Annotated in this window: 24 protein-coding genes and 2 pseudogenes; 1 reads left to right on the forward strand and 25 read right to left on the reverse strand. The window is 47.4% G+C overall.

Annotation, left to right across the window (positions count from 1 at the left end; translation table 11 throughout):
- Nucleotides 1-80 precede the first annotated feature (80 nt).
- Complete coding sequence (gene mntR / locus K1I37_RS14690; protein ID WP_081654158.1) at nucleotides 81-491, forward strand: transcriptional regulator MntR; 411 nt, start codon at nucleotides 81-83, stop codon at nucleotides 489-491.
- Nucleotides 492-533: 42 nt separating this feature from the next.
- On the opposite strand, the gene K1I37_RS14695 is transcribed toward mntR, so the two are convergent.
- From K1I37_RS14695 to K1I37_RS14805, 25 genes and pseudogenes are all read right to left on the reverse strand, one after another.
- Nucleotides 534-1,253: a class I SAM-dependent DNA methyltransferase gene (locus K1I37_RS14695; RefSeq protein ID WP_021297276.1), complete on the reverse strand. Its 720-nt coding sequence runs from the start codon at nucleotides 1,251-1,253 to the stop codon at nucleotides 534-536.
- Nucleotides 1,250-1,612, reverse strand: coding sequence for a ribosome silencing factor (rsfS, locus tag K1I37_RS14700; protein ID WP_021297277.1), 363 nt, complete (start codon nucleotides 1,610-1,612; stop codon nucleotides 1,250-1,252). Before rsfS ends, K1I37_RS14695 begins: the two co-directional genes overlap by 4 nt.
- Nucleotides 1,613-1,640: 28 nt before the next feature.
- Complete coding sequence (gene yqeK, locus K1I37_RS14705) at nucleotides 1,641-2,195, reverse strand: bis(5'-nucleosyl)-tetraphosphatase (symmetrical) YqeK (RefSeq protein WP_021297278.1); 555 nt, start codon at nucleotides 2,193-2,195, stop codon at nucleotides 1,641-1,643.
- Nucleotides 2,196-2,217: 22 nt separating this feature from the next.
- Nucleotides 2,218-2,886, reverse strand: coding sequence for a nicotinate (nicotinamide) nucleotide adenylyltransferase (nadD, locus tag K1I37_RS14710; protein WP_031218948.1), 669 nt, complete (start codon nucleotides 2,884-2,886; stop codon nucleotides 2,218-2,220).
- A complete protein-coding gene (gene aroE / locus K1I37_RS14715) occupies nucleotides 2,879-3,727 on the reverse strand; it encodes a shikimate dehydrogenase (protein WP_021297280.1) in 849 nt (282 codons plus the stop codon). The genes nadD and aroE overlap by 8 nt, the downstream gene beginning before the upstream one ends.
- Nucleotides 3,724-4,920, reverse strand: coding sequence for a ribosome biogenesis GTPase YqeH (yqeH, locus tag K1I37_RS14720; protein ID WP_021297281.1), 1,197 nt, complete (start codon nucleotides 4,918-4,920; stop codon nucleotides 3,724-3,726). The genes aroE and yqeH overlap by 4 nt, the downstream gene beginning before the upstream one ends.
- Nucleotides 4,921-4,924: 4 nt before the next feature.
- Nucleotides 4,925-5,608 carry a YqeG family HAD IIIA-type phosphatase gene (locus K1I37_RS14725; RefSeq protein WP_236613901.1) on the reverse strand — a complete coding sequence of 228 codons (684 nt, stop codon included), beginning with the start codon at nucleotides 5,606-5,608 and terminating at the stop codon, nucleotides 4,925-4,927.
- Between the two features lie 64 nt (nucleotides 5,609-5,672).
- Nucleotides 5,673-6,098, reverse strand: a pseudogene (locus tag K1I37_RS14730) (sigma-70 family RNA polymerase sigma factor); the annotation flags it as partial.
- Between the two features lie 25 nt (nucleotides 6,099-6,123).
- A complete protein-coding gene (locus K1I37_RS14735; RefSeq protein ID WP_021296204.1) occupies nucleotides 6,124-7,617 on the reverse strand; it encodes a recombinase family protein in 1,494 nt (497 codons plus the stop codon).
- Between the two features lie 131 nt (nucleotides 7,618-7,748).
- Entirely contained in the window at nucleotides 7,749-8,315 is a 567-nt protein-coding gene (locus tag K1I37_RS14740; RefSeq protein WP_021296203.1) for a crossover junction endodeoxyribonuclease RuvC, read from the reverse strand.
- Entirely contained in the window at nucleotides 8,312-9,163 is an 852-nt protein-coding gene (locus K1I37_RS14745; RefSeq protein WP_021296202.1) for a RecB family exonuclease, read from the reverse strand. Before K1I37_RS14745 ends, K1I37_RS14740 begins: the two co-directional genes overlap by 4 nt.
- Complete coding sequence (locus K1I37_RS14750; protein WP_031218463.1) at nucleotides 9,164-9,832, reverse strand: DNA-methyltransferase; 669 nt, start codon at nucleotides 9,830-9,832, stop codon at nucleotides 9,164-9,166.
- Entirely contained in the window at nucleotides 9,832-10,815 is a 984-nt protein-coding gene (locus tag K1I37_RS14755) for a hypothetical protein (protein ID WP_021296200.1), read from the reverse strand. Before K1I37_RS14755 ends, K1I37_RS14750 begins: the two co-directional genes overlap by 1 nt.
- Before the next feature lie 17 nt (nucleotides 10,816-10,832).
- On the reverse strand, nucleotides 10,833-11,222 hold the full coding sequence (locus tag K1I37_RS21955) for a GIY-YIG nuclease family protein (RefSeq protein WP_407653228.1): 390 nt from the start codon (nucleotides 11,220-11,222) through the stop codon (nucleotides 10,833-10,835).
- A 236-nt stretch (nucleotides 11,223-11,458) separates the two neighbouring features.
- Nucleotides 11,459-12,748 (reverse strand): DnaB-like helicase C-terminal domain-containing protein, encoded by a 1,290-nt coding sequence (locus K1I37_RS14760; protein ID WP_021296197.1) that lies wholly within the window; start codon nucleotides 12,746-12,748, stop codon nucleotides 11,459-11,461.
- Nucleotides 12,749-12,761: 13 nt separating this feature from the next.
- On the reverse strand, nucleotides 12,762-13,298 hold the full coding sequence (locus K1I37_RS14765; protein WP_021296196.1) for an AAA family ATPase: 537 nt from the start codon (nucleotides 13,296-13,298) through the stop codon (nucleotides 12,762-12,764).
- Nucleotides 13,299-13,694 (reverse strand): hypothetical protein, encoded by a 396-nt coding sequence (locus K1I37_RS14770; RefSeq protein ID WP_021296195.1) that lies wholly within the window; start codon nucleotides 13,692-13,694, stop codon nucleotides 13,299-13,301. It lies immediately after the preceding gene.
- Nucleotides 13,681-14,145, reverse strand: a complete 465-nt coding sequence (locus tag K1I37_RS14775; RefSeq protein ID WP_169513703.1) for a 3D domain-containing protein — start codon at nucleotides 14,143-14,145, stop codon at nucleotides 13,681-13,683. The genes K1I37_RS14770 and K1I37_RS14775 overlap by 14 nt, the downstream gene beginning before the upstream one ends.
- Nucleotides 14,146-14,174: 29 nt before the next feature.
- Nucleotides 14,175-14,942, reverse strand: coding sequence for a hypothetical protein (locus K1I37_RS14780; RefSeq protein WP_242215923.1), 768 nt, complete (start codon nucleotides 14,940-14,942; stop codon nucleotides 14,175-14,177).
- 207 nt (nucleotides 14,943-15,149) lie between these two features.
- Nucleotides 15,150-15,347, reverse strand: a pseudogene (locus K1I37_RS22085) (hypothetical protein); the annotation flags it as partial.
- 65 nt (nucleotides 15,348-15,412) lie between these two features.
- Nucleotides 15,413-16,285: an ATP-binding protein gene (locus K1I37_RS14785; RefSeq protein WP_021296192.1), complete on the reverse strand. Its 873-nt coding sequence runs from the start codon at nucleotides 16,283-16,285 to the stop codon at nucleotides 15,413-15,415.
- Between the two features lie 59 nt (nucleotides 16,286-16,344).
- A complete protein-coding gene (locus K1I37_RS14790; RefSeq protein ID WP_021296191.1) occupies nucleotides 16,345-17,181 on the reverse strand; it encodes a hypothetical protein in 837 nt (278 codons plus the stop codon).
- Between the two features lie 39 nt (nucleotides 17,182-17,220).
- Complete coding sequence (locus K1I37_RS14795; protein WP_021296190.1) at nucleotides 17,221-17,385, reverse strand: hypothetical protein; 165 nt, start codon at nucleotides 17,383-17,385, stop codon at nucleotides 17,221-17,223.
- A 115-nt stretch (nucleotides 17,386-17,500) separates the two neighbouring features.
- Complete coding sequence (locus K1I37_RS14800) at nucleotides 17,501-18,607, reverse strand: recombinase family protein (RefSeq protein ID WP_021296189.1); 1,107 nt, start codon at nucleotides 18,605-18,607, stop codon at nucleotides 17,501-17,503.
- A gap of 29 nt (nucleotides 18,608-18,636) precedes the next feature.
- The gene (locus K1I37_RS14805) at nucleotides 18,637-18,825 is read right to left on the reverse strand and encodes a hypothetical protein (protein WP_021296188.1); all 189 of its coding nucleotides are present in this window, start codon (nucleotides 18,823-18,825) and stop codon (nucleotides 18,637-18,639) included.
- Nucleotides 18,826-19,011 lie beyond the last annotated feature (186 nt).

Genomic DNA, 19,011 nt, shown 5'->3' on the forward strand with positions numbered 1-19,011 from the left:
CAAAAGATTGCGGGGCATTTCGATGGTCGTGTAAAATTGATGTAGAAGAAATTGGAGGTATCCGCGTGCTCACACCCAGTATGGAAGATTATTTGGAGAAAATTTATGAACTGATGAACGAAAAGGGGTACGCGCGCGTTTCTGACATTGCGAGTTCTCTCGCGGTTCAACCTAGTTCGGTGACAAAGATGCTTCAGAAGTTAGACGAAAACGAGTATGTCAGTTACGAAAAATATCGGGGGATTGTGCTGACGCCGCGCGGCAAGAAAATGGGGAAACTCATGAAAGAACGCCACGCCATGCTCGCCGAGTTCCTGCGTATGCTCGGCGTGGCAGAAGAGACGATTCAACGCGACGTCGAGGGTATCGAACACCACGTCAGTCCACGTACGCTGGAATCGCTACAGGCACTGGTGGTCTTCTTTCACGCGAACCCAGCGGCACTCGAGGCCTTTATGGCGTTTCAGGCAACCGTTTCGCCCTCTGAATGAAGACCACCGATGACAAGTTTGACCCGGGCGTATCCATTGCACTTACGCGCGCGTGATAAAGACGAGCCTATCTGCTGCATCCGTCTGTTTGTGAGCGAAGTCCGCAAGTACTTCGCACACGTCGAATCCACAGTCTCGCAACGCAGCCGAAATATCTGCTTCGGAATGAAAGTATTGAAGATGTTGTTCTTCAACGCGCTCATACAACCCGTCATCGACTTGCACAAACGCGTGAACTTCGTGTTCAATCGTTTGCCCAACCACGCGCGTCTCATGCAATAACACAGCGTCTTCCTCAATTTGATGCCAATAACCGTCCGCCAATGCAGCCAAACGAGTAGGACCGATGATGTCAAACGCAAACGTGCCACCCGGCACCAGTGCGTCATGCACAGCCTGAAACACTTGGCGCAAATCGGTCCCAGGAATGTAATTCACGACATCACAAGTCGAAACTGCAAGGTCAACTGGACGCGGCAGCCGCAAAGCCCGTACATCCTGACAGAGCAACTCCACGTGTACACGTGCGTCGAACGCCCGCTCCTGCGCCTGTGCCAACATCGCTTCCGACGCGTCAACACCGACACACGTGCGTGCCTTCGCCGCCAGTGGCACGGTCAGTGTGCCCGTGCCACATCCCACATCGGCCACGTGAAAGTTTGCAATCTGCCAACGCGATTCAATCAGGTGAAGCCATGGTTGATATGGCGCATCTGCCATAAAAATGTCGTAAACACTTGCGAACTGTTCGTAAGCTGTCACGTCGACGACTCGCCGACTGTGTAGACATCAGCTTCTCCCCACAAGCGCTCAATGTGGTAAAACTCTCTATCCTCTGGTCGAAACACGTGTACCACGATGTCACCGAAGTCGAGCAGCACCCAGCGGGCTTCGTCCATTCCCTCAACGCCTCTGCAAGTGACGCCCAACTCGCTCAGCTCATCGCGTACAGCCCGTGCCACAGATTCTACTTGTGGTCGAGAATTCGCCGAGCAAATCACAAAAAAATCTGCCATAGGCGTCAACGTTTGCACGTTCATCACGACGACATCCGTCGCCTTTTTGTCCTGTGCTGCGTTTGCAGCTGCCTGAGCAACGCGCTCTACTTCGTTTATTTGCATGTACACGCCTCCTTTAGTGCCTTACAGGTTAACGCTTTAAAAGTTCATTCCGCGTGAGGACCGTCAATGGAAACAGCGGTTTTCCCGCGTCCACCAAAAAGCGGATGGTATTGTCGATGCTGAGCCTCACAGCCGATTGCAAACTGTGCGCTGCGGCTGCCCGAATCTCGTCCACGCCAGTATAATTGCGCCCTGGCTCAATCGCATCTGCCACAAACAAAACCATGTCCAACGTCGTCATGTTTGGCCGACCCGTGGTGTGGTAGCGGACGGCATCTAAAATCTGTTCGTCTGTAATACCGTACTGAACCTTGCCGAGGTGGGCGGCAATCGGTCCATGCAACAGCATCGGGATACTCGCGAACCCTGCTGGCACCTCAATTGTCTGTGACGCTTCAGTCAGTTTCTCCCACGGCCACTCCCGCGCGATATCGTGCAACCAGGCGGCGACCTCCGCCTGCTCCTCGGGAATGTGAACCTGTTTTGCCAATTCCACCGCCGTCGCGACAACGCCTTCGACGTGCCGCAACCGATGCGGGGTAAGACTGTTTTTCACATCGTTGACCAACTGGGACAAATCCATTACGTGCGCCTCCCATCCCGCCTTACGGGCCGGCATTCCACACGTCGAGTACCCGCGGCGGCACTAACCCAAACACATCAAGCCCATTTGCCAGGCGTTCCCGAAGCCACGTGGACGACACGTCGAGTAGCGGCATTTCTATCGGCGTGGCCCGCACGTCCGCCAAATCGGACTGGACGGTTGCAAGCGCGGCTGCAAACGGGTAACCACTACGGCCTGCTACATAGAATGCGATACGTTTCACAAGTTCCTGTGCACCATGCCACGTGGGCAACTGTGCCAGACTATCCGTACCTAACAAAAAGGAAAATTGCGTCTCTGTATACCATGTCTGACACGCTCGGACGGTGTCTACGCTAAACGAAGGCCGTGGCAGGTACATCTCAATCGGCACGGCGCGCAGCCCCGGACGTCCGTCAATCAGCGCCTCAACCATGCGAAGGCGCCAGGAGAATGTGTCGTCGCCAATCTCCGCCTTGTGTGGTGGACTCGGTGCCGGCAAAAACCAGACTTCATCGACACCTGTCTGTTCCCACGCAAGCTGTGCCATCGCCAAGTGGCCGATGTGCGGAGGGTCAAACGTCCCCCCAAACAACAGCACGCGCTTAGCCGATGTATCTGGTAAATCTCCTGGTCGCTGGAAAGTGGTTCCACTGTCCACAGTATAGCACACCCCTGCCACCTCACTCATGCGCCAGTTGCTCGTGTGCGAGATGTCGGTCGACAGCCGCAAACATCACGTCCACCGGTGCTTCATGCCCTAACCACCACTCGTAGGCATCCACACCTTGGTAGATAAGCATGTCTGCTCCGTCAACCACGACCGCACCGCGCGACTTAGCCAACCTGGCGAACATCGTTTCACGCGGGCGATACACAATATCCTGCACAATCTGCCCCGGCTGAAAGACGCCCGCATCCGTCACCGGCGACTGATCGACCTTCGGCCACATACCAATCGGCGTCGTCTGCACAATGACGTTTGCCGCCGCCAGAACCGCGTTTCGCTTCTCCCACGGTGCGTACTGAATGCTCAGTTCCGTATCAAAGCGACGTGCTAGTGCCGCCACCTGTGATTCCCGTCTCGCGATGACCGTCACATCGGCTTTCGGCCGATGTGTCGCGATAGCCGCCAAGATGGCCATCGCTGCCCCGCCCGCACCAATCACGGCAAAACTGGGAGACGCGCTGGGGACGTGATGCCCAATCGATCTCCACCAACCGGAAACATCCGTATTGTGCCCAATGGCGCCATCTTCCGTGAAACGAATCGTATTCACAGCGCCAATGCGCCGCGCTTCTTCGGTGTGGGTCTTCACCCAATGAAACGCCACAACTTTGTGCGGAACCGTGACGTTGACGCCGACAGCACCAAGCGCGGACAGCCCCGCCAGAGCTTCCTCAATCCGCTCTGGAGAGACGGCGAACGGCACATAGACGGCGGTTTCTCCATCCGCCGCGAACGCCGCATTCATCATCGCGGGCGAAGCCGAGTGCCCGACCGGGTAACCGAGGAGACCAAACAGCTTCATGAGTACAGCCCTTCCTTCGATCTCGTCAAATCCCCGACCAACCTCGGCCGCACGGCGACATCCAACCAAGTCGGCAGCCACAGCCGACCGCGAAACGCCTCGCCAGAGAGCGTGATCCACCCGAGTCCAGGAATGACGATATCGCGCCCGCGACCGGATACCGCGATGGTCCCTTGCGCCACGCGCTGACCCCGTCGCGTCGATTGAATGGGATGCGGCGTCAAATCGGTGAAAGACGACTGGCACTCAGGCCCCGGCACCTGTAGAATATCGTCGCGATGCTCCGCCCAAATGGCCTCTGCGCGCTCCAACTTCGTGCGGTGAACCGGCAGCTGATTGCTTATGTATAAAACGATGGATTGGCGAACGCCAGATTCGAAATCCAGCCGCGCGAATCCGCCGAGAAACAACGTCTGCTCCGGGTTTAACTGATACACGCGAGGGCGCAGCCGAGCGTCTGGTACGGCGCGCTTCAAGCAATCCGCGCACAGTTTATCGATCACGCGCGTGCCATGAATCAACCCTGGCGTATCGACGAACGTCACCGGTCCGTTCGGGCCTGCGACTTCAAAGCGCGACAACGCCAACGTGGTGCCCGGTCGACGCGAGACCGTATAGGGATCGTTTGGCACGTCGAACTGCTTGGCCACCGCGTTGAGCAACGTCGACTTGCCCGTATTCGCCATCCCGACGACATAAACGGGCCTATCCGTCTCGTCGAACACGCGCCGATACAACGAATCCAAACCCATCCCCGTCGCGGCGCTGACAAACAGCACCTCGTTCGCCTCGACGTGTGTCGCTCGCACCTGCTCGAGAATCCAGTCGGATAGCGCCTCAAAGCGCACGCCTTTCGGCAACAAATCCACCTTGTTCACCACAACCACCACGTCGCTGTTCATGACAAAGCGGGCGAGGTTCGGGACGAGGCTGCCGGCGAGATCGAATACGTCGATGACGTAAAGAACCAATCCCGGATTGTCAAAAATTTGAGCGACCTGTGCCTGATACTCGCGCTCACTCACTTGAACGGGCAGAAATTCCCCGTAGTTGCGAATGCGAAAGCAGCGCCGGCACAACACGTTCTCCTTGCCCATCGCGCTAGACGGTACAAAGCCCGGCGCTTGCTCGTCTTGTGACTGCAATGGAGATCCACAGCCGACACAGACAACCGCTTTTACCTCTTCATCCATAATCTCACCTCCGGAGTGAATTCGAATTGGGACGCTTGAGTCCGCGCGCGCGCAACAGCGGCATCGCCATGCGCTCGACATTGCGAACAATTCGCGTGCCCCACCACTCTTTGCTCTCAATCGGGAGCACCAATATCGTGTAGATGCCCAGGCGATTGCCGCCTCGAACATCGGTAAACAGTTGATCCCCCACCATGACCGCCTGTTCCGCCCGCATATCAAACCGCTGCAGCGCCTCGAGGAACCCAACCGGTTTTGGTTTTTTCGCTGCCCCTACCGCCGGCAAACCGGACAATGCGGCAAATTCCTCGACACGGCCACTCGAATTGTTGGACACGATACAGACGTGGAACCCCCGTGCGTGCGCCTTGTTCAGCCACGTCGCGAGGTCTTCCGGCACGTCCGGATGATTCCAGGGAACCAGCGTGTTGTCCAAATCCGTCAAAATCAGGCGAATCCCTTGGTTCCACAACCGTTCCAAATCGATTTCATAAATTGAAGAAGCGTATTCATTCGGCATTAACGACTGCAGCCAACTCACGACATCACCCGTTCCATTTATCAGCTTGCTCGAACCGCCTGTTTCAAACACGCAATATCGCCAAGACGATGTCATGTACGCGGTAGACCATGATAGCACAGCCACACGGCCCATGCCTAGTGTACACAAAAGGAGCGGTCGATTCATGACCGCTCCGTCCAAACACCGGCTATTTACGCAGTGACGTCCGATGGATGCCACTTGGCGCTACCTATGATTCATCCCTTTGCGAATTCGCGCGCGCCCCCCTTCCTACTGCGCGCTTGCGCACATTCCGGCCGGTCCCACGCATCGAGTCGTACAGTTTAGTCAAGGCCCTGTGCTCAATGCGCGACACATACGATCTCGATATCCCCAACTCCGCCGCAATCTCCCGCTGTGTGCGCTCCTCCCCATTGGGCAGCCCAAACCGCTTGCAAAGCACTTCCCTCTCCCTGTCCGCCAACACCGGTAAACTCTCATACATCTTCTGTTTTTCCCACGCAAAGTCGACGACGTCGACGACTTCGTCGGGATCGGACCCGAGTAAATCCGCAAGCGTCATCTCGTTGCCGTCTTTATCGGTGCCAATGGGATCCGACAGAAACGCATCCCGCCGATGTTTCTTGGTGCTGCGCAGATACATGAGAATCTCAGACGTGCTGACTACAGGGTGCGTGTTGTCATATCATAAAAATGTCGACGTTTTCGCCTTTGTTGTATATTTTAATTTCGCGCACCAGACTGCGAATGATGTTACGTTTGGCATCGAATTCGAATTCGTCCGGCTTTACATATTTCAACATTTCCCAAACTTGTTTCCACATATCGACTACATAATCGTTTGCTTTCACATTGTTCATTTCCTGTTCCAATTGGTTGCGTCGTTCTTCCAACTTTTGACGTTGATCCTGCAACTTTTTCAACCGTTCGCGAATATCTGTATCGTCGATATCATCATCCATCAACAGGTCGAGCAACTTTTGTCTCCCCGTGTTTATCCGGTTCAACTCTTTATCAATACGCGCCAGTTCGCTTTGCTCGTAACTTGGTTGTTCGACTGTTGGTGCTGATTCGGCATTCATTTTAGATGTTACATAATCAATAACATGTTTCCAGACCTTATCCTCTATAGTCTCGCCGCGTACCCAATTTCCGCAACCACGATTACGACCAGGCGAATTCTGTCTATCTGTATACGTCTTGTACCATTTGTCCCACCGTTTAGCATATCGCCCATGCATACGCATACCGCAATCTCCACATCGACATAGGCCCGAAAGCAGATATTGGCGCTTTGTCTTTCCATTAGTTTCGCGTCTAACTTTCTCTAACAACTTTTGTGCATAATCAAATTGCCCAACATCTATGATCGCAGGGCACTCCACGCGAATCCATTCGTCCATAGGGCGTTCAGTCGTTATCACACGTTCGGATGGGTCGGACACATATTTATTTCGTATACGACCTTCTGTGTTGTATCGATTCTGGTATACCTCGCCAATGTAGGCACGGTTTTTCAAAATCTGCTTAACCGTTTGGCGATGCCATATGCCTCCACGTTTCGTCGGTACGCCTTGCTCAATGAGTTGTGCAGCAATATGGTTTAGTCCACGTATATTACTGTTTGGATCGGTGAATACGTTGAATATCCATCGCACAACTTCAGCCTCACGGGTATTGACGACAAGTTTCCCGTTTTCTTTATCATAATCGTATCCATACACTCGCGGGTTTTTTACAACCTTACCTTGACGCGCTTTCTGTCTACGGCCACGCGACATACGCTCGTTAATTTTGGCTTTCTCAAACTCAGCTACCGCACCGCGCATCTGATAAAATAGCCGACCCTCTGGCGTGTTTTGATATTCACCGTTTACAAATACTAATTCGGCGTATTTCTCAATCTCGTCAGCTACGATTACAGAGTTGACCAATTTACGTGATAACCGGTCGGGGTCGAGACATACAACTTTTGTTATTAGTCCATCGCGTACATCTTGCCGTAAAGAAGAAAGTCCAGGGCGATCGAGAAACTCGCCGCTGAACCCGTCATCAATGTATTCTTTTATGTCATCCGAACCCGCCTTGATCCGACATTCACGAATCTGATCTTGTAGGCTGTAACCGTTCTTCGCTTGTTCGTCTGTCGATACCCTGGCGTATACAGCTATCATCCTTGAATAGTCTTCCCCTCATGTACAAATCTTTGATCACATTATAAGCGACTGAACACGCCTTGTCAGTAAGTTCTCCATCGATAATTTTAACATTCACCGTGTACACCCCCTGTGTCGATACATACGCATCACCGTTTGTCCAACTTTCCGATAATCTCTTTGTCCAATAAATAGGTAAGCAATATTGCACACGCGTCCGATTCATCGTCCGAACGAAACTTTGTCAAATCAACATCGTCATCCACTTGGACAATTACCTTATCCTGTATGTATTGCGCGATTGATTGTTCAACTTGTTTCTTGTCGGCATTCCCACTAACACTTGCGTCCTTTTTAATCCTTGTCGGACTATACCCAACGATTTCACATGACGACTCGAAAACTTTGCGGATAATTCCGTGTACAGGTGCTAATACTTCGGTTTGACCGTGTGAGCGAGTCGCTAAATTTTCTTTTGCAACTACAACCGGTCGATATGTATTTCTCAATTGGACAAGGCGCGATTCGATGTGGTTGAGTTTCCTTCCCCATACTTCCTCGCCTGTTCCAAATTGGATATTAGGTATGTAACTAATCTCAACTAACTCAACTTTATTGCGATGACGCTGCGGAGTTACACGCGCCAAACAATATCCAGTTCGATTAAGTGATGGGTCAATGGCTAATATGTAATAAGGTTGCTGTGTATCGGTCATACGTCACCTTCCTGCTGTTTCGCCGCTTTCTTAGCATCGCGCGCCTGTTTACGTTGCGCCCGTTCAATACGTCGTTGTGCCTTCTCCGCGTCCATTTGTTGTTTTAATGAACATGATTTAGCGTACTGGCAAAAATTATTGCAAAAAAATTGGTCATATTGTGGATCAAATTCCTTGCGCTGGATACAATCCCACCGACGCCTAATTTCCTGTTTCGCCTCTTCCAACTGCTTCATCGTGCGAACTGTTTTAACTGTTTCGTTGAAACGGAAAAACTCGTACACTTGCTTATACGGTAGCTCTCCATACAACTCCAACGCTGCCATCGCGTATATGGACATCTGCAACGATTCGTCGCAAAACTCTTGCGTGTATGGACGTGCCGATTTGAAGTCGGTGATGATATAACCGCGTTCGTCGCGTTCTACCTTGTCAATGAACCCCTCAATAGGAACAGGTATTCCTTCGATATATATAGAGAATTTCACTTCGCTACCGACTACATTGGCAACGCTGGTATGTAGGAGTCGGTCGATTAAATCCAAGCCTTGCTGATAGTATTTGTTGGCCATGTATGGTGGCAACTTTATATCATTGAACCCCTTCACCATACCGTCACGTGTCTCAGTGCCATTATGGAACATATCGGTTAGCACAGTTTTCGGTATCAACCCACGCGCATTTGCATGTTCTTCATACAGCGCATGAGCAATTATACCGTATTCGGCAAAATAATCGGCGGTATCATTTTCTGGTTCAGCCTTATGCACATATTTCATGGCGAATGCACGTGGACAAGTGTTGTATAAGTCCAGTCGGGAATATGACAAGCGTGACATTTCGATCATTTATAACAACCCCTCTAACCGTTTATTGGCGATCTCTATGTACTGTGGTTCAGTTTCGAATCCGATAAAATTACGTCCAGTGTTTACACAGGCGACCGCTGTTGCACCTGTTCCAATAAATCCATCCAATACTACATCACCAGGTTGACTTGAGTTGAGTATGAATATAGTCAACAATTCGACTGGTTTCTCGGTTGGGTGCGTCAACTTTGCACTTGGTATCTTGTCGCAGTCAATAACATCAGGAATACGTTTGTGTTGTAATAATGAACGCCCTTTATGCCCAAACAATATCAACTCATGCTTTGGTGCATATGCCCCTTTCAAATCACCCGAACCATGATTATTTTTATTCCAGACGATTAGGTTCTTCAACTTAAACTTACGTTCAAATTGTTGCTTGAAATAGTCAATGTGATGCCAGCTACAGAACATGTATATTGCCGTGTTATCCTTCATCACTCGATAACATTCGTCGATAAATGTTGCTATTAGATCATATGAACTCTGGTCATTATGTATATAGTCAAACTTATTACGGACTACACGACGATTCGAACGGTAATTCATTAGATATGGCGGGTCAGTTACGACTAAATCAACACTATTGTCTGCCACCAATTTAACGCCATCTAATACGTCCATCTGATATATTCGATTCAATTCCATCATCCAACCACTCCATTTCGTATTATATAATCCCATTGCTCACGTATACGATAATCGCTAATATCGGCACCGACATGTGGGCACACGCGCAATTCCACCGCTACATACCGACTCAGCGCATCGCGTAACTCACGCATACCATTTACGCCAACGTGCGTATCGTCATTGTCCGCAACTAGCACAACACGTTTACCATACGCAGCAATCTGCTTCACTTGTGCGTCCGTCCACCTAATCCCCATCAACGCCAGTGTAGGAATCCCCAATTGATACCCGCGCCACGCCGATTTAGGACTTTCCGCCACTACTATGTATCGACTCTTTCGTATCATCTCGCGCATTTCATATTGGCCGTATAATATATCCTTCGCGTTATATCCAGGGTGGAACATATATTTTGCTGCATCGTGTGGTAACGCATTTGTACGTCTGCCTTGTATCGTGCGTATGTTTTCCAACTTGTCTCGTATTGGATATACGATACGTCCGTATAGCACGTGCTCTGCGTCAGCACAATATCGCACATCGAACACGTTCGTTAACATATCGCGGTCATAGCCTAAATCAATCAAATCACGATGAATTCCTATCTCAAATTGTTCCATCGTGTTATCCGGCAGGAATACTGCTCCCCCCTTTTGGGAACCTTGTGTATGCGTACGCCTCGTCCGATGACGATGAAGCGGCACTGTATCAAGTTGACACATCTTGTAGTCGTCGAGTATCTGCCGAGGTGTACGTCCAGTTGTGATTGCCCAATCGAACAATGTCCCCTTGAAACATCCGTGACTAAAACAGGCAACATACCATCGGCCATTGTTCATCTTTAGAGATAACGCTGTTTGGCCATCCCCTCCATGTATAAAACACGGACTACGATACTCACCCGCACCAATTTGACGTATGTACGATGTGTCAATACCCCAATGTTCGAGTACCGAAATTACGTCAAGTTGCTGTTCCAATTCACTGACGATTGCCACATCAATTGTCACCTCTATCATAACGAAAAGTTTTCTAATGCCATATCAATTCGTTGCTGAATATTGGAGCGTTCATTTTTGTACGCGTCGTTCACATCTACGTTGTATCGTTGTGTTTTGTACGTTATAACTTTATCAACATTAAATTTAGGTTTAAATATATTGATCATGTATGTCTCATATATCTCCATTTGCAATGCGTCATCGATGAAATAGCACTCTACGTATTCAAAGTATTTATGAACGTCTCGTGTATTCGTGCTGCCAGCAATATGCGACTTAATGCGACGCGATAAATTCAACGACTTTCCTATATACAAACTTTCTTTCTGTCTACTCATGAAGTGATATATACCAGACACACTCGGTATAAGATGTGCGTTATTAAATGGAACCGCAATATCCACTGGTGGGATCGTAATTTTTATCAATCCTCGTCATCCCCACGCCAATTGGTACGCACGTTCCAACTCGTATAGTTGTGCAACCTCACGTACCAAATTTTCATTCGCCATTTTCTTGTTCAGTTCACCCATAGCAACATATCCCCTAGCACACTTGCAACGTAAACACTCGCAATTGTGACTATGTTGTTCTCCCGTATTCATATCATACACTCCCCCATTTATATGATATAAAACTGTTACTTCTCCTCGATCTTTTGCGTACCAAAATCAATGTCCAACGGAACCGTTACATTAGCTTGCGTGTATCGAGACGTCTTCAGCCACAACAAATGTGATGCAAACGGCATATCATCTTCATCTTTGGTGCGGCGGAGAACGATAACGTTATCGGCTAATCGCTCTCCCTCTTTGCTGTTCGCAGCCCTTCCAGTATCTTCGTTCATCTGGATAGCCGACAACACTGCGATATTACATGCTTTAGCAATACTTTCTTTGAGCATGTCCACTTTTGCGCCAATTTGCAGGTCAACACGGGCGTTTATATCATCTTCGATATCAGGCTTGATATAATCATACGCAAATACCTGTATGCCATATTTAAGTTGACACAATTTAACTAGCGATACAATTTGGGAACGCGACATGTGATTAGTGTTGTGCCAGTAAAATGGCGTTTGTTTAATCTTTTCCTTCGCGTTCAGTATGATGTTTCTATGTGACTCCATTGTGTTCCAGTGTCCAGACAATATGTACTCCATAGGGAATCCGCTGACTTTCGCCAACAATCGCGTCTGAACTTCGCTATCAAATAACTCTGTATCCCCAAAAAGTGTAGGCACATTACATTCACTAGCCATATACCATGCCAGTTCAAGCAATACTGTACTCTTCCCACTTTTATAGTTGGATAGGAATATGGTTACACGTTTCGGTTGAATATGTCGTATCATCCGGTCTAATTTCGGATATTTTTTGCCGATATTTACGCCAACTATGTCCTCATCCTGATTGACAATACGAGATAGCAAATCATCGATACTATGCCCGACTGGTTTAACGTCCTGCTGTCGACCACGTAATTTGATCGCCTGGATTGACTTGTCGAATTCTTCAAGTGCTAGTTCGTTCGCATCACCGTCCTCGATTCTCCGTTTTAGTTCATCCGCAGCGTTGATTATATTTTGATTGTCAGCCCTATCTCGTATCGACCGTATATGCTCGTCTAGGCCAACCATATTCCTGTACTGCGGATCGTATAATGTATCGAGTGTTGCGGTTCCACCTATTGCATCAATTTCTTGGTAGTATGCAGGTTGTTCTGATTGCAACAATGCCATAATCGATTCACTATTAACCGCCGTTCCACTTGCCGCCAACTGTTTGATGGCAGTATATATGATGCGAAACGGACGATAAGTGAAGTCTCGTATGTCAATTTGTTCTGCCACGTTAACCAAGTGTTGTGGATTAGTGTAAATGGCCTTAATGATAATCCACTCATTGATTGGCGGCGTTTGAGCTTGCAATAGGCATCACTCCTTAGATTAACGACTGAATTAGTTTCTGTGCGTCCATAAACAACTGTTCTACGTCGCCATCGTTATGTATGACCGCATTGGTGTACACATCAGCTAATTCGCTCTCAGTTACATGTTGCAACGTGTCCATATCCACTTCACCGTCACGTTCCCGTAGTCGTTGGATGCGCACATCATCTGGCGCCACAATGCGTACCGTGTACCAACCTTTGCGCGTGTAGTGGTCGTATTCGTTGCGCAAGCGCATATCATCTAGCACAAAATGTACGGTACATGGATAATCTGAAATCCGCTTATCTGTGTATTTAATCCACACATCCGCATCAATTTCACGCATTGACATACCGATATGCTGATACACTTTGCGCGGTTTGCCCGTTAAATCCGGAAACAATTCCCATTGTATTTTTTTTACACCATCAGCCAGTGCGATGCGTTCGGACGTAACACTGTGCGATTGCAACACTTGTTGTATGTACTTAGCCAACGTCGTCTTGCCGCTGCCTGCTGGACCCACAATCGCGATATTCGGTATCACTCACTCCACCTCCCCAAAATCAATACTCCCTAGCCACGATGGTGTGGATGGTTTGTGTTCCGTCTCGATTGGTGTATTGACCACAACTTGTTCTTCAGCCAACTTGCGACGTTCTTCTTCGCGTTCACGCAATTGTGACCAGTATTGTATGGACTCCTCAATTACAAATGCGATGCTGGATATTGTTTTGTATTGTTTGCCACGCATTTTCGCATATCGTATCGCGTCAATAATCTGTTCCGTAGAATAAAATTTGCGCAACACACGATTTAGCTTTATGTACTCTTGTCGCGTAACTGTTTTATTCCACGGTACTGACGGAGGAAATGTTGATAGAAACTCCTCGATAATTCTGTCGTTGTCCAATTGTCGTTGGCTGCGTTTACGTCCAGTCATAATGTAATATCCTCACCTTCACGTATTGTCGACCAAAATTAATACACTGTTGCTGACTCCAAAAGAAAATGTCGATATGATTTCCTTTGATAGCGCCGCCCGTATCCTCGCCAATATATGTGTGCGTCGTACCATCCGCAAACTCGACCTCTACAGTGCTGCCAAGTGGGATGATATTTGGGTCAACTGCTATAGTCGTACCCTGTTCAACTGGCTTGCCTGATGCAGTAATGGTGCCCTGACCAGGTTCATACGGACTATACGCGGTAGCAATATACGTTACCCATCGTGGCTTACTCGCATGTTTGTGTGACTTTCGTTTACGTTTGCGTTTTGTATGTGTGGGTGCCTTATACGTATCAATTATACTAACCGTATCATCTGATATAGTTGGTGTAACGGGAGGTTGCGGAGCAGGAGGTATTAATATTCCCGCTACCGCACCTACCATTACTAGCGTACCAACAAGTTTAGTCCACTTCAAACCGATACAATCACCTCCTTCGGTGGCAATATACCATCTAGAATTTCAGGCAGGTCATCTTCTCGTGTGTAATATGGGATATACGCAATCCGAATGTTATTCGATACGCAATAATCCCATTTAATATAGTCGCGTAAACGAGTTTGTTCGAAAGATTCATCACCACCGAACGTCTCGACTGGTTCAAAATGTTGCCGTCCTTGCCATTCAATCAATGTATATAACTCGCCATCGTTGAATATAGCAAAATCGAACGGTAACGCGCGTACATTTTTGCAATCATCAAATTTAAATTGCTGTTTATAATCAACACCACGTTCATCCAACAGGCGTTTAATCAATCTTTCCCCTCTCGAAATATTACATATCGGACATCCCGTTTTAGTTATATTATTAGGTGTGCACATCCACTCATGCCCACATTCAATATCTTTGAATAAAATCCGAGTGTTTGCAGTTTTATAAGGTTCAAGTGCAATAACTTTCCCGCCATGCGCCGAGTACAAATTTGATTCGAATTCATCTTGCGTTAATGTGCGCTCTAGTGCCGCTTTTCTATCCGCACACACACGACAACCTGTCGGATTGGTCTTTATAAGGTTCCACGCAACTGTTTCCCATTGATTATTACAACCATCTACGTTACAACGCAATGCAATGCGTTTGCTATTTCCTTTGTACCTTCCAACAATCGATATCTTATCACCGTGGATTTTCTTTACTTTCGCGACATATTCATCATGCGTGCAAGGAATTTTCCCCACACATTTAGGGCACCCAGTTATCGGTTCATGCACAATTGCTCGTGCAAACGGACTCCATTCCCAACCACATTCTGGTTTCGTGCATTTCACATCTACCCGCTCGCTTAGACATGTGTAGTTCCCGATGATAGCAATTTTATCGCCGTGTATTTTACGGACACGACTCACGAATTCATCAAATGAAAGTCTACGGGAACGTCTAGCGCATTTCGGACAACCGGACGGTCGGTCTTTGCGAACAACTTCATTCGCTATCGGACTCCAAACGTGTTCGCACACTTTACACCTTAGTTGGATACGATGATTCGAGGTGATGTACTCGCCAAGCACTTCAATTTTCTCATTGTGTTTTTCTCTAACCATCTCAACAAATCTGTCGTGTGTTATCCGTATCGATCGTGCCATGCACAATCTCCTTTCTGTCGGGACAGGATTAACCCCATCCCGACGCGATACGTTGATGTAAAATCTTATTGTTGAGATGCAGCCAAGAACAATTTCACTTTATTGATCGCATCTGGGTCGGTTTTTAATTGGTTCGGGTCTGCATATCCCGTTGTCTCTTGGAATTTAGTCAGAATCACATCTTGTGCCCAACCTTTTGCATATACATTGTTTAATGCCCGTTGCAGCAATTCATCATAAGACAACTCATTTTCCACGCCATCCGACAACCAATTTCTAATGGTATCGACCACATCTTTGCCAGGCTTATTGATTACAGCGTCAGCCAATTCATCACAACGCGTTTTTGTCACAATCATATTGTGATCAGTGTCAATATCAGCGACAATATCAAACTCAAATTCCATACCGTCACGTTGAATTGGTGCTAGTCCAATTTTCTTAGGTACTTGTTTACCGTTGATATTTTCAATAACATATTCGGTCTTAGCGCGCATCGTCGCAATGATATGCATGGGACTTTGAAGAATAGCGTCAATCAGTGCGTTATGCAGTGGTGTTACATCCCTCCATGCAAAATAGGTATTACGACTCTGTGAACGCGTCGCTGCCTTGTCCACCATTTCCAAAGCGCCACCCTTGCCCATCCATGCGTGAGACAAAGAGTCGATGATTAATACCTCATATCCATTGGCTTCAGCCAAATGAATCGCGTCGATATAGTTTTGTGGACTATAGGTGTCTAATTCGAGCACATCAAAATCAAATTTACCTGCATACTTTGATGCACTACCTCGTTCTGTATCAATTACAGCCACGCGATTACCAAGATTAGTCCCGATAGATAACGCGGTATACGTCTTGCCTGCTCCTGCTGGTGCAATAAGCCCCATACGCAAACGAGATTGTTGTTTCGTCGCCTTCTTAAAACCTGCCATTATGTATTTCCTCCATTTCAAACTTTATATCATCTATATCATCATTATATCATATAAAGTTATTGATCGGCAAACGGATCGTTGCCTACGCCTGGAAACGGTACGCTTGCCTGTTGTTGTGGCGGAAACGCAAACGGATTACTCGACTGTTGATGTGGTACGAATGCGGGTTGTGATTGCGCTGGTACTGGTTGTGTGTACTGCGGCGGCAATTGCACCGTTTGTTGTTGTTGCTGCACCTGCGGCTGACTATGTACAACAAACTTCTCAAGACGCACCTCATTAAAACTATTTACAATATCGCCAAAATCATCACGTACTACATCATTATAGAAGCGCGCTGATACTTCAATATTCGTACCAAGTGGGATATCATATACAGCCTCTTTATGTTCGCGTACAACGAACGTAAAGTAGTGAGGTTCAGATCGTCCGTTTCGCAGTATTTCATTCCCATCTTTATCCGTTTCGTATTGTTCGACCGTGATACGCAGATAGTCATCGATGATGTCTTTTGAGATAAGTTCTCCGGTGACCTTGCCAGCTATACGATTATGGTCATTCTGCTCGGCCAACTCAGGTAAATGAAATTGCGTGAAATTGCGATATGTTCGCCCGTTCGATTCTCGTTCATCCAAACGCAACCATTGTCCCGTGAATCCAACCTTTACACGCGAACCAATGTCAAACATATTAACCAAAGCGTCGTATGCCATTGGCACGTTACGATTGTTAGGAATACGAACACGGGCTAGTCCACTTGGAGAACCCGTGTTGATTGTTAATTGCCCACCGTAGCTTGAACCGTCCGCGTTGCGCGTCTGGTTGTCAATATTTGTGACGGTACCAACAACAAACCACTTATTGAAATACTTGTAGTCGTTTCTAAATGCCATATTATATCGTTCCCCTTTTTCATATGTACTATATCGTTGTTACACCAACCAATCAAACGTGTCGTCTACGTGATCGTTAAGCCAGGACTTCACCTCCTCAACAGTTAAACCAGAATCATCCTCCGCCTCAAATGTTCTTGTCTCCTCGAAACAGACCTTTAACATCTTGCGGATTATCGGATACGGTATCTTTTGTCCTTCCATACGACCACCCTCACTTTTTGTTCAACAACCAGTGTTTACTGAACAACTTACCATAAAGGAAATGCATGAATATATTCCCTTCATGGTAATATTATAACCTATACGTGCATATCTGTCAAATACCGAATTTATAGCATATTTGCATTTCCCATGTATTCCCGTATGGCGTGAACTCAATTCTCTCGACAACAGCATGCAATTCTTTTCGGTACCGATTGATCGCGCTGTAACGCTCGATAACATACAATTTCTCGGTGACTTTAGTAATATACTTTACCGTTTCTTCGTCGGTCACTTTACGCATATAACTTTGCAATGACAACTTATTGTACTTACGAGCGAGATACCCCTTCACCCTTTCGACGACTAGCCATTCCAATTCAGGCCGGTCGATGCCTATATTGGGACACTTAATATTGGTACATACGTATTTGTCTTCTTCGGATGCCATTTCGTTACCGCATACTCCGCACCATAAAATATCGTCAAGTAATTTACGGCTAACTCTTTTCGTTGTGTTTCTTCGCTTAGCGTAAATTAACTTCTGCACCTTTTCCCACGTGTCATAATCGACTATCGGTTCGTGAGCGTGTTCGATTCGCAAATTTTCCCCTAATGTCAACACGCCGATAAATACAGGATTGGTCAATATTTCACGTATAGTAGAAGGAGACCATCGACGATTCGTTTTTGTTTTGTATCCATGTTCATTAAGGATATCTGCAACAGCCTTCATACCCCCATCATTCTCGATATATAGTCGGTATATCTCTCTAACTATTTCGGCGCCGGTTGGATCAATTTCAAGTTGCCCAGCATCATTTAACTTATATCCGAATGGTGTCCGCCCTGGTCTCTTCCCCTGCTTTATTGTCTGTAAAAGCCCCGAACGGATAACGGTTGATGATTTAGCTGCGTTAAATTGCGCCAAATAGGAACGATAAACGTCTTGTGTCGGCGCGTTGGATTGCCGTGTGTCGTAGCTATCATCGATACTAATAACGCGTACATTATGTGACTCTAGGTAAGTAACTTCGTCGCGCATATTTACAACGTAACGACTCATACACTTAGCAACAACTAAATTATACCTGACCGCAACATCTCTGTTATATTCTCGGTACTTATCTATGGGTATCGAATTATCCAGAATATGTTCTGCGAACAACCCCGCATACTGCAATTCATAATCATCTTTTCCAAATATAGCGCAAACAGGCATCGATATACCTCCTGCGCTAAGTATACCACCTACAAGATATGTTTTAAACACTCATCAAGCGTTTTATCGCCGAATATTTCTTTTATCGTCACAACCTTTCCAAATCTCCATACTTGCTCGCAGTGAGCCGTCGTCATTTTTCCTGTGCGATAATCCAACACCTGTTCGGTCCAACGTTTGAATACATGGCCCTCTGGGTACTGTTTCATATCTGACATCTGCTCGTTCTCCTTTCACGGGAACATGTGTTCGTATGTGATTTACCACCATTCTACTCTCCTTGATCTGTAATCGCAATCATTATTTTACGGCGTCAAAGTGTTAATTCATTGAATTATTCAACAAATCACTCGCTGTAAGGAATGTCCGGAACGGATAAGTACGGCGTAAAAATATCTAACACA

It is taken from the genome of Alicyclobacillus acidoterrestris, assembly GCF_022674245.1.
In the GTDB taxonomy this organism is placed as follows: Bacteria; Bacillota; Bacilli; order Alicyclobacillales; family Alicyclobacillaceae; genus Alicyclobacillus; species Alicyclobacillus acidoterrestris.

Coding starts and splice junctions, on each gene's coding strand:
- mntR (WP_081654158.1), top strand. CDS start 81: ATGGAAGATTATTTGGAGAAAATTTATGAACTGATGAACGAAAAGGGG.
- rsfS (WP_021297277.1), bottom strand. CDS start 1,612: ATGCAAATAAACGAAGTAGAGCGCGTTGCTCAGGCAGCTGCAAACGCA.
- yqeK (WP_021297278.1), bottom strand. CDS start 2,195: ATGGATTTGTCCCAGTTGGTCAACGATGTGAAAAACAGTCTTACCCCG.
- nadD (WP_031218948.1), bottom strand. CDS start 2,886: ATGAGTGAGGTGGCAGGGGTGTGCTATACTGTGGACAGTGGAACCACT.
- aroE (WP_021297280.1), bottom strand. CDS start 3,727: ATGAAGCTGTTTGGTCTCCTCGGTTACCCGGTCGGGCACTCGGCTTCG.
- yqeH (WP_021297281.1), bottom strand. CDS start 4,920: ATGGATGAAGAGGTAAAAGCGGTTGTCTGTGTCGGCTGTGGATCTCCA.
- K1I37_RS14725 (WP_236613901.1), bottom strand. CDS start 5,608: ATGAATCGACCGCTCCTTTTGTGTACACTAGGCATGGGCCGTGTGGCT.
- K1I37_RS14735 (WP_021296204.1), bottom strand. CDS start 7,617: ATGATAGCTGTATACGCCAGGGTATCGACAGACGAACAAGCGAAGAAC.
- K1I37_RS14740 (WP_021296203.1), bottom strand. CDS start 8,315: ATGACCGATACACAGCAACCTTATTACATATTAGCCATTGACCCATCA.
- K1I37_RS14745 (WP_021296202.1), bottom strand. CDS start 9,163: ATGATCGAAATGTCACGCTTGTCATATTCCCGACTGGACTTATACAAC.
- K1I37_RS14750 (WP_031218463.1), bottom strand. CDS start 9,832: ATGGAATTGAATCGAATATATCAGATGGACGTATTAGATGGCGTTAAA.
- K1I37_RS14770 (WP_021296195.1), bottom strand. CDS start 13,694: ATGACTGGACGTAAACGCAGCCAACGACAATTGGACAACGACAGAATT.
- K1I37_RS14775 (WP_169513703.1), bottom strand. CDS start 14,145: ATGGTAGGTGCGGTAGCGGGAATATTAATACCTCCTGCTCCGCAACCT.
- K1I37_RS14785 (WP_021296192.1), bottom strand. CDS start 16,285: ATGGCAGGTTTTAAGAAGGCGACGAAACAACAATCTCGTTTGCGTATG.
- K1I37_RS14790 (WP_021296191.1), bottom strand. CDS start 17,181: ATGGCATTTAGAAACGACTACAAGTATTTCAATAAGTGGTTTGTTGTT.
- K1I37_RS14795 (WP_021296190.1), bottom strand. CDS start 17,385: ATGGAAGGACAAAAGATACCGTATCCGATAATCCGCAAGATGTTAAAG.
- K1I37_RS14800 (WP_021296189.1), bottom strand. CDS start 18,607: ATGCCTGTTTGCGCTATATTTGGAAAAGATGATTATGAATTGCAGTAT.
- K1I37_RS14805 (WP_021296188.1), bottom strand. CDS start 18,825: ATGTCAGATATGAAACAGTACCCAGAGGGCCATGTATTCAAACGTTGG.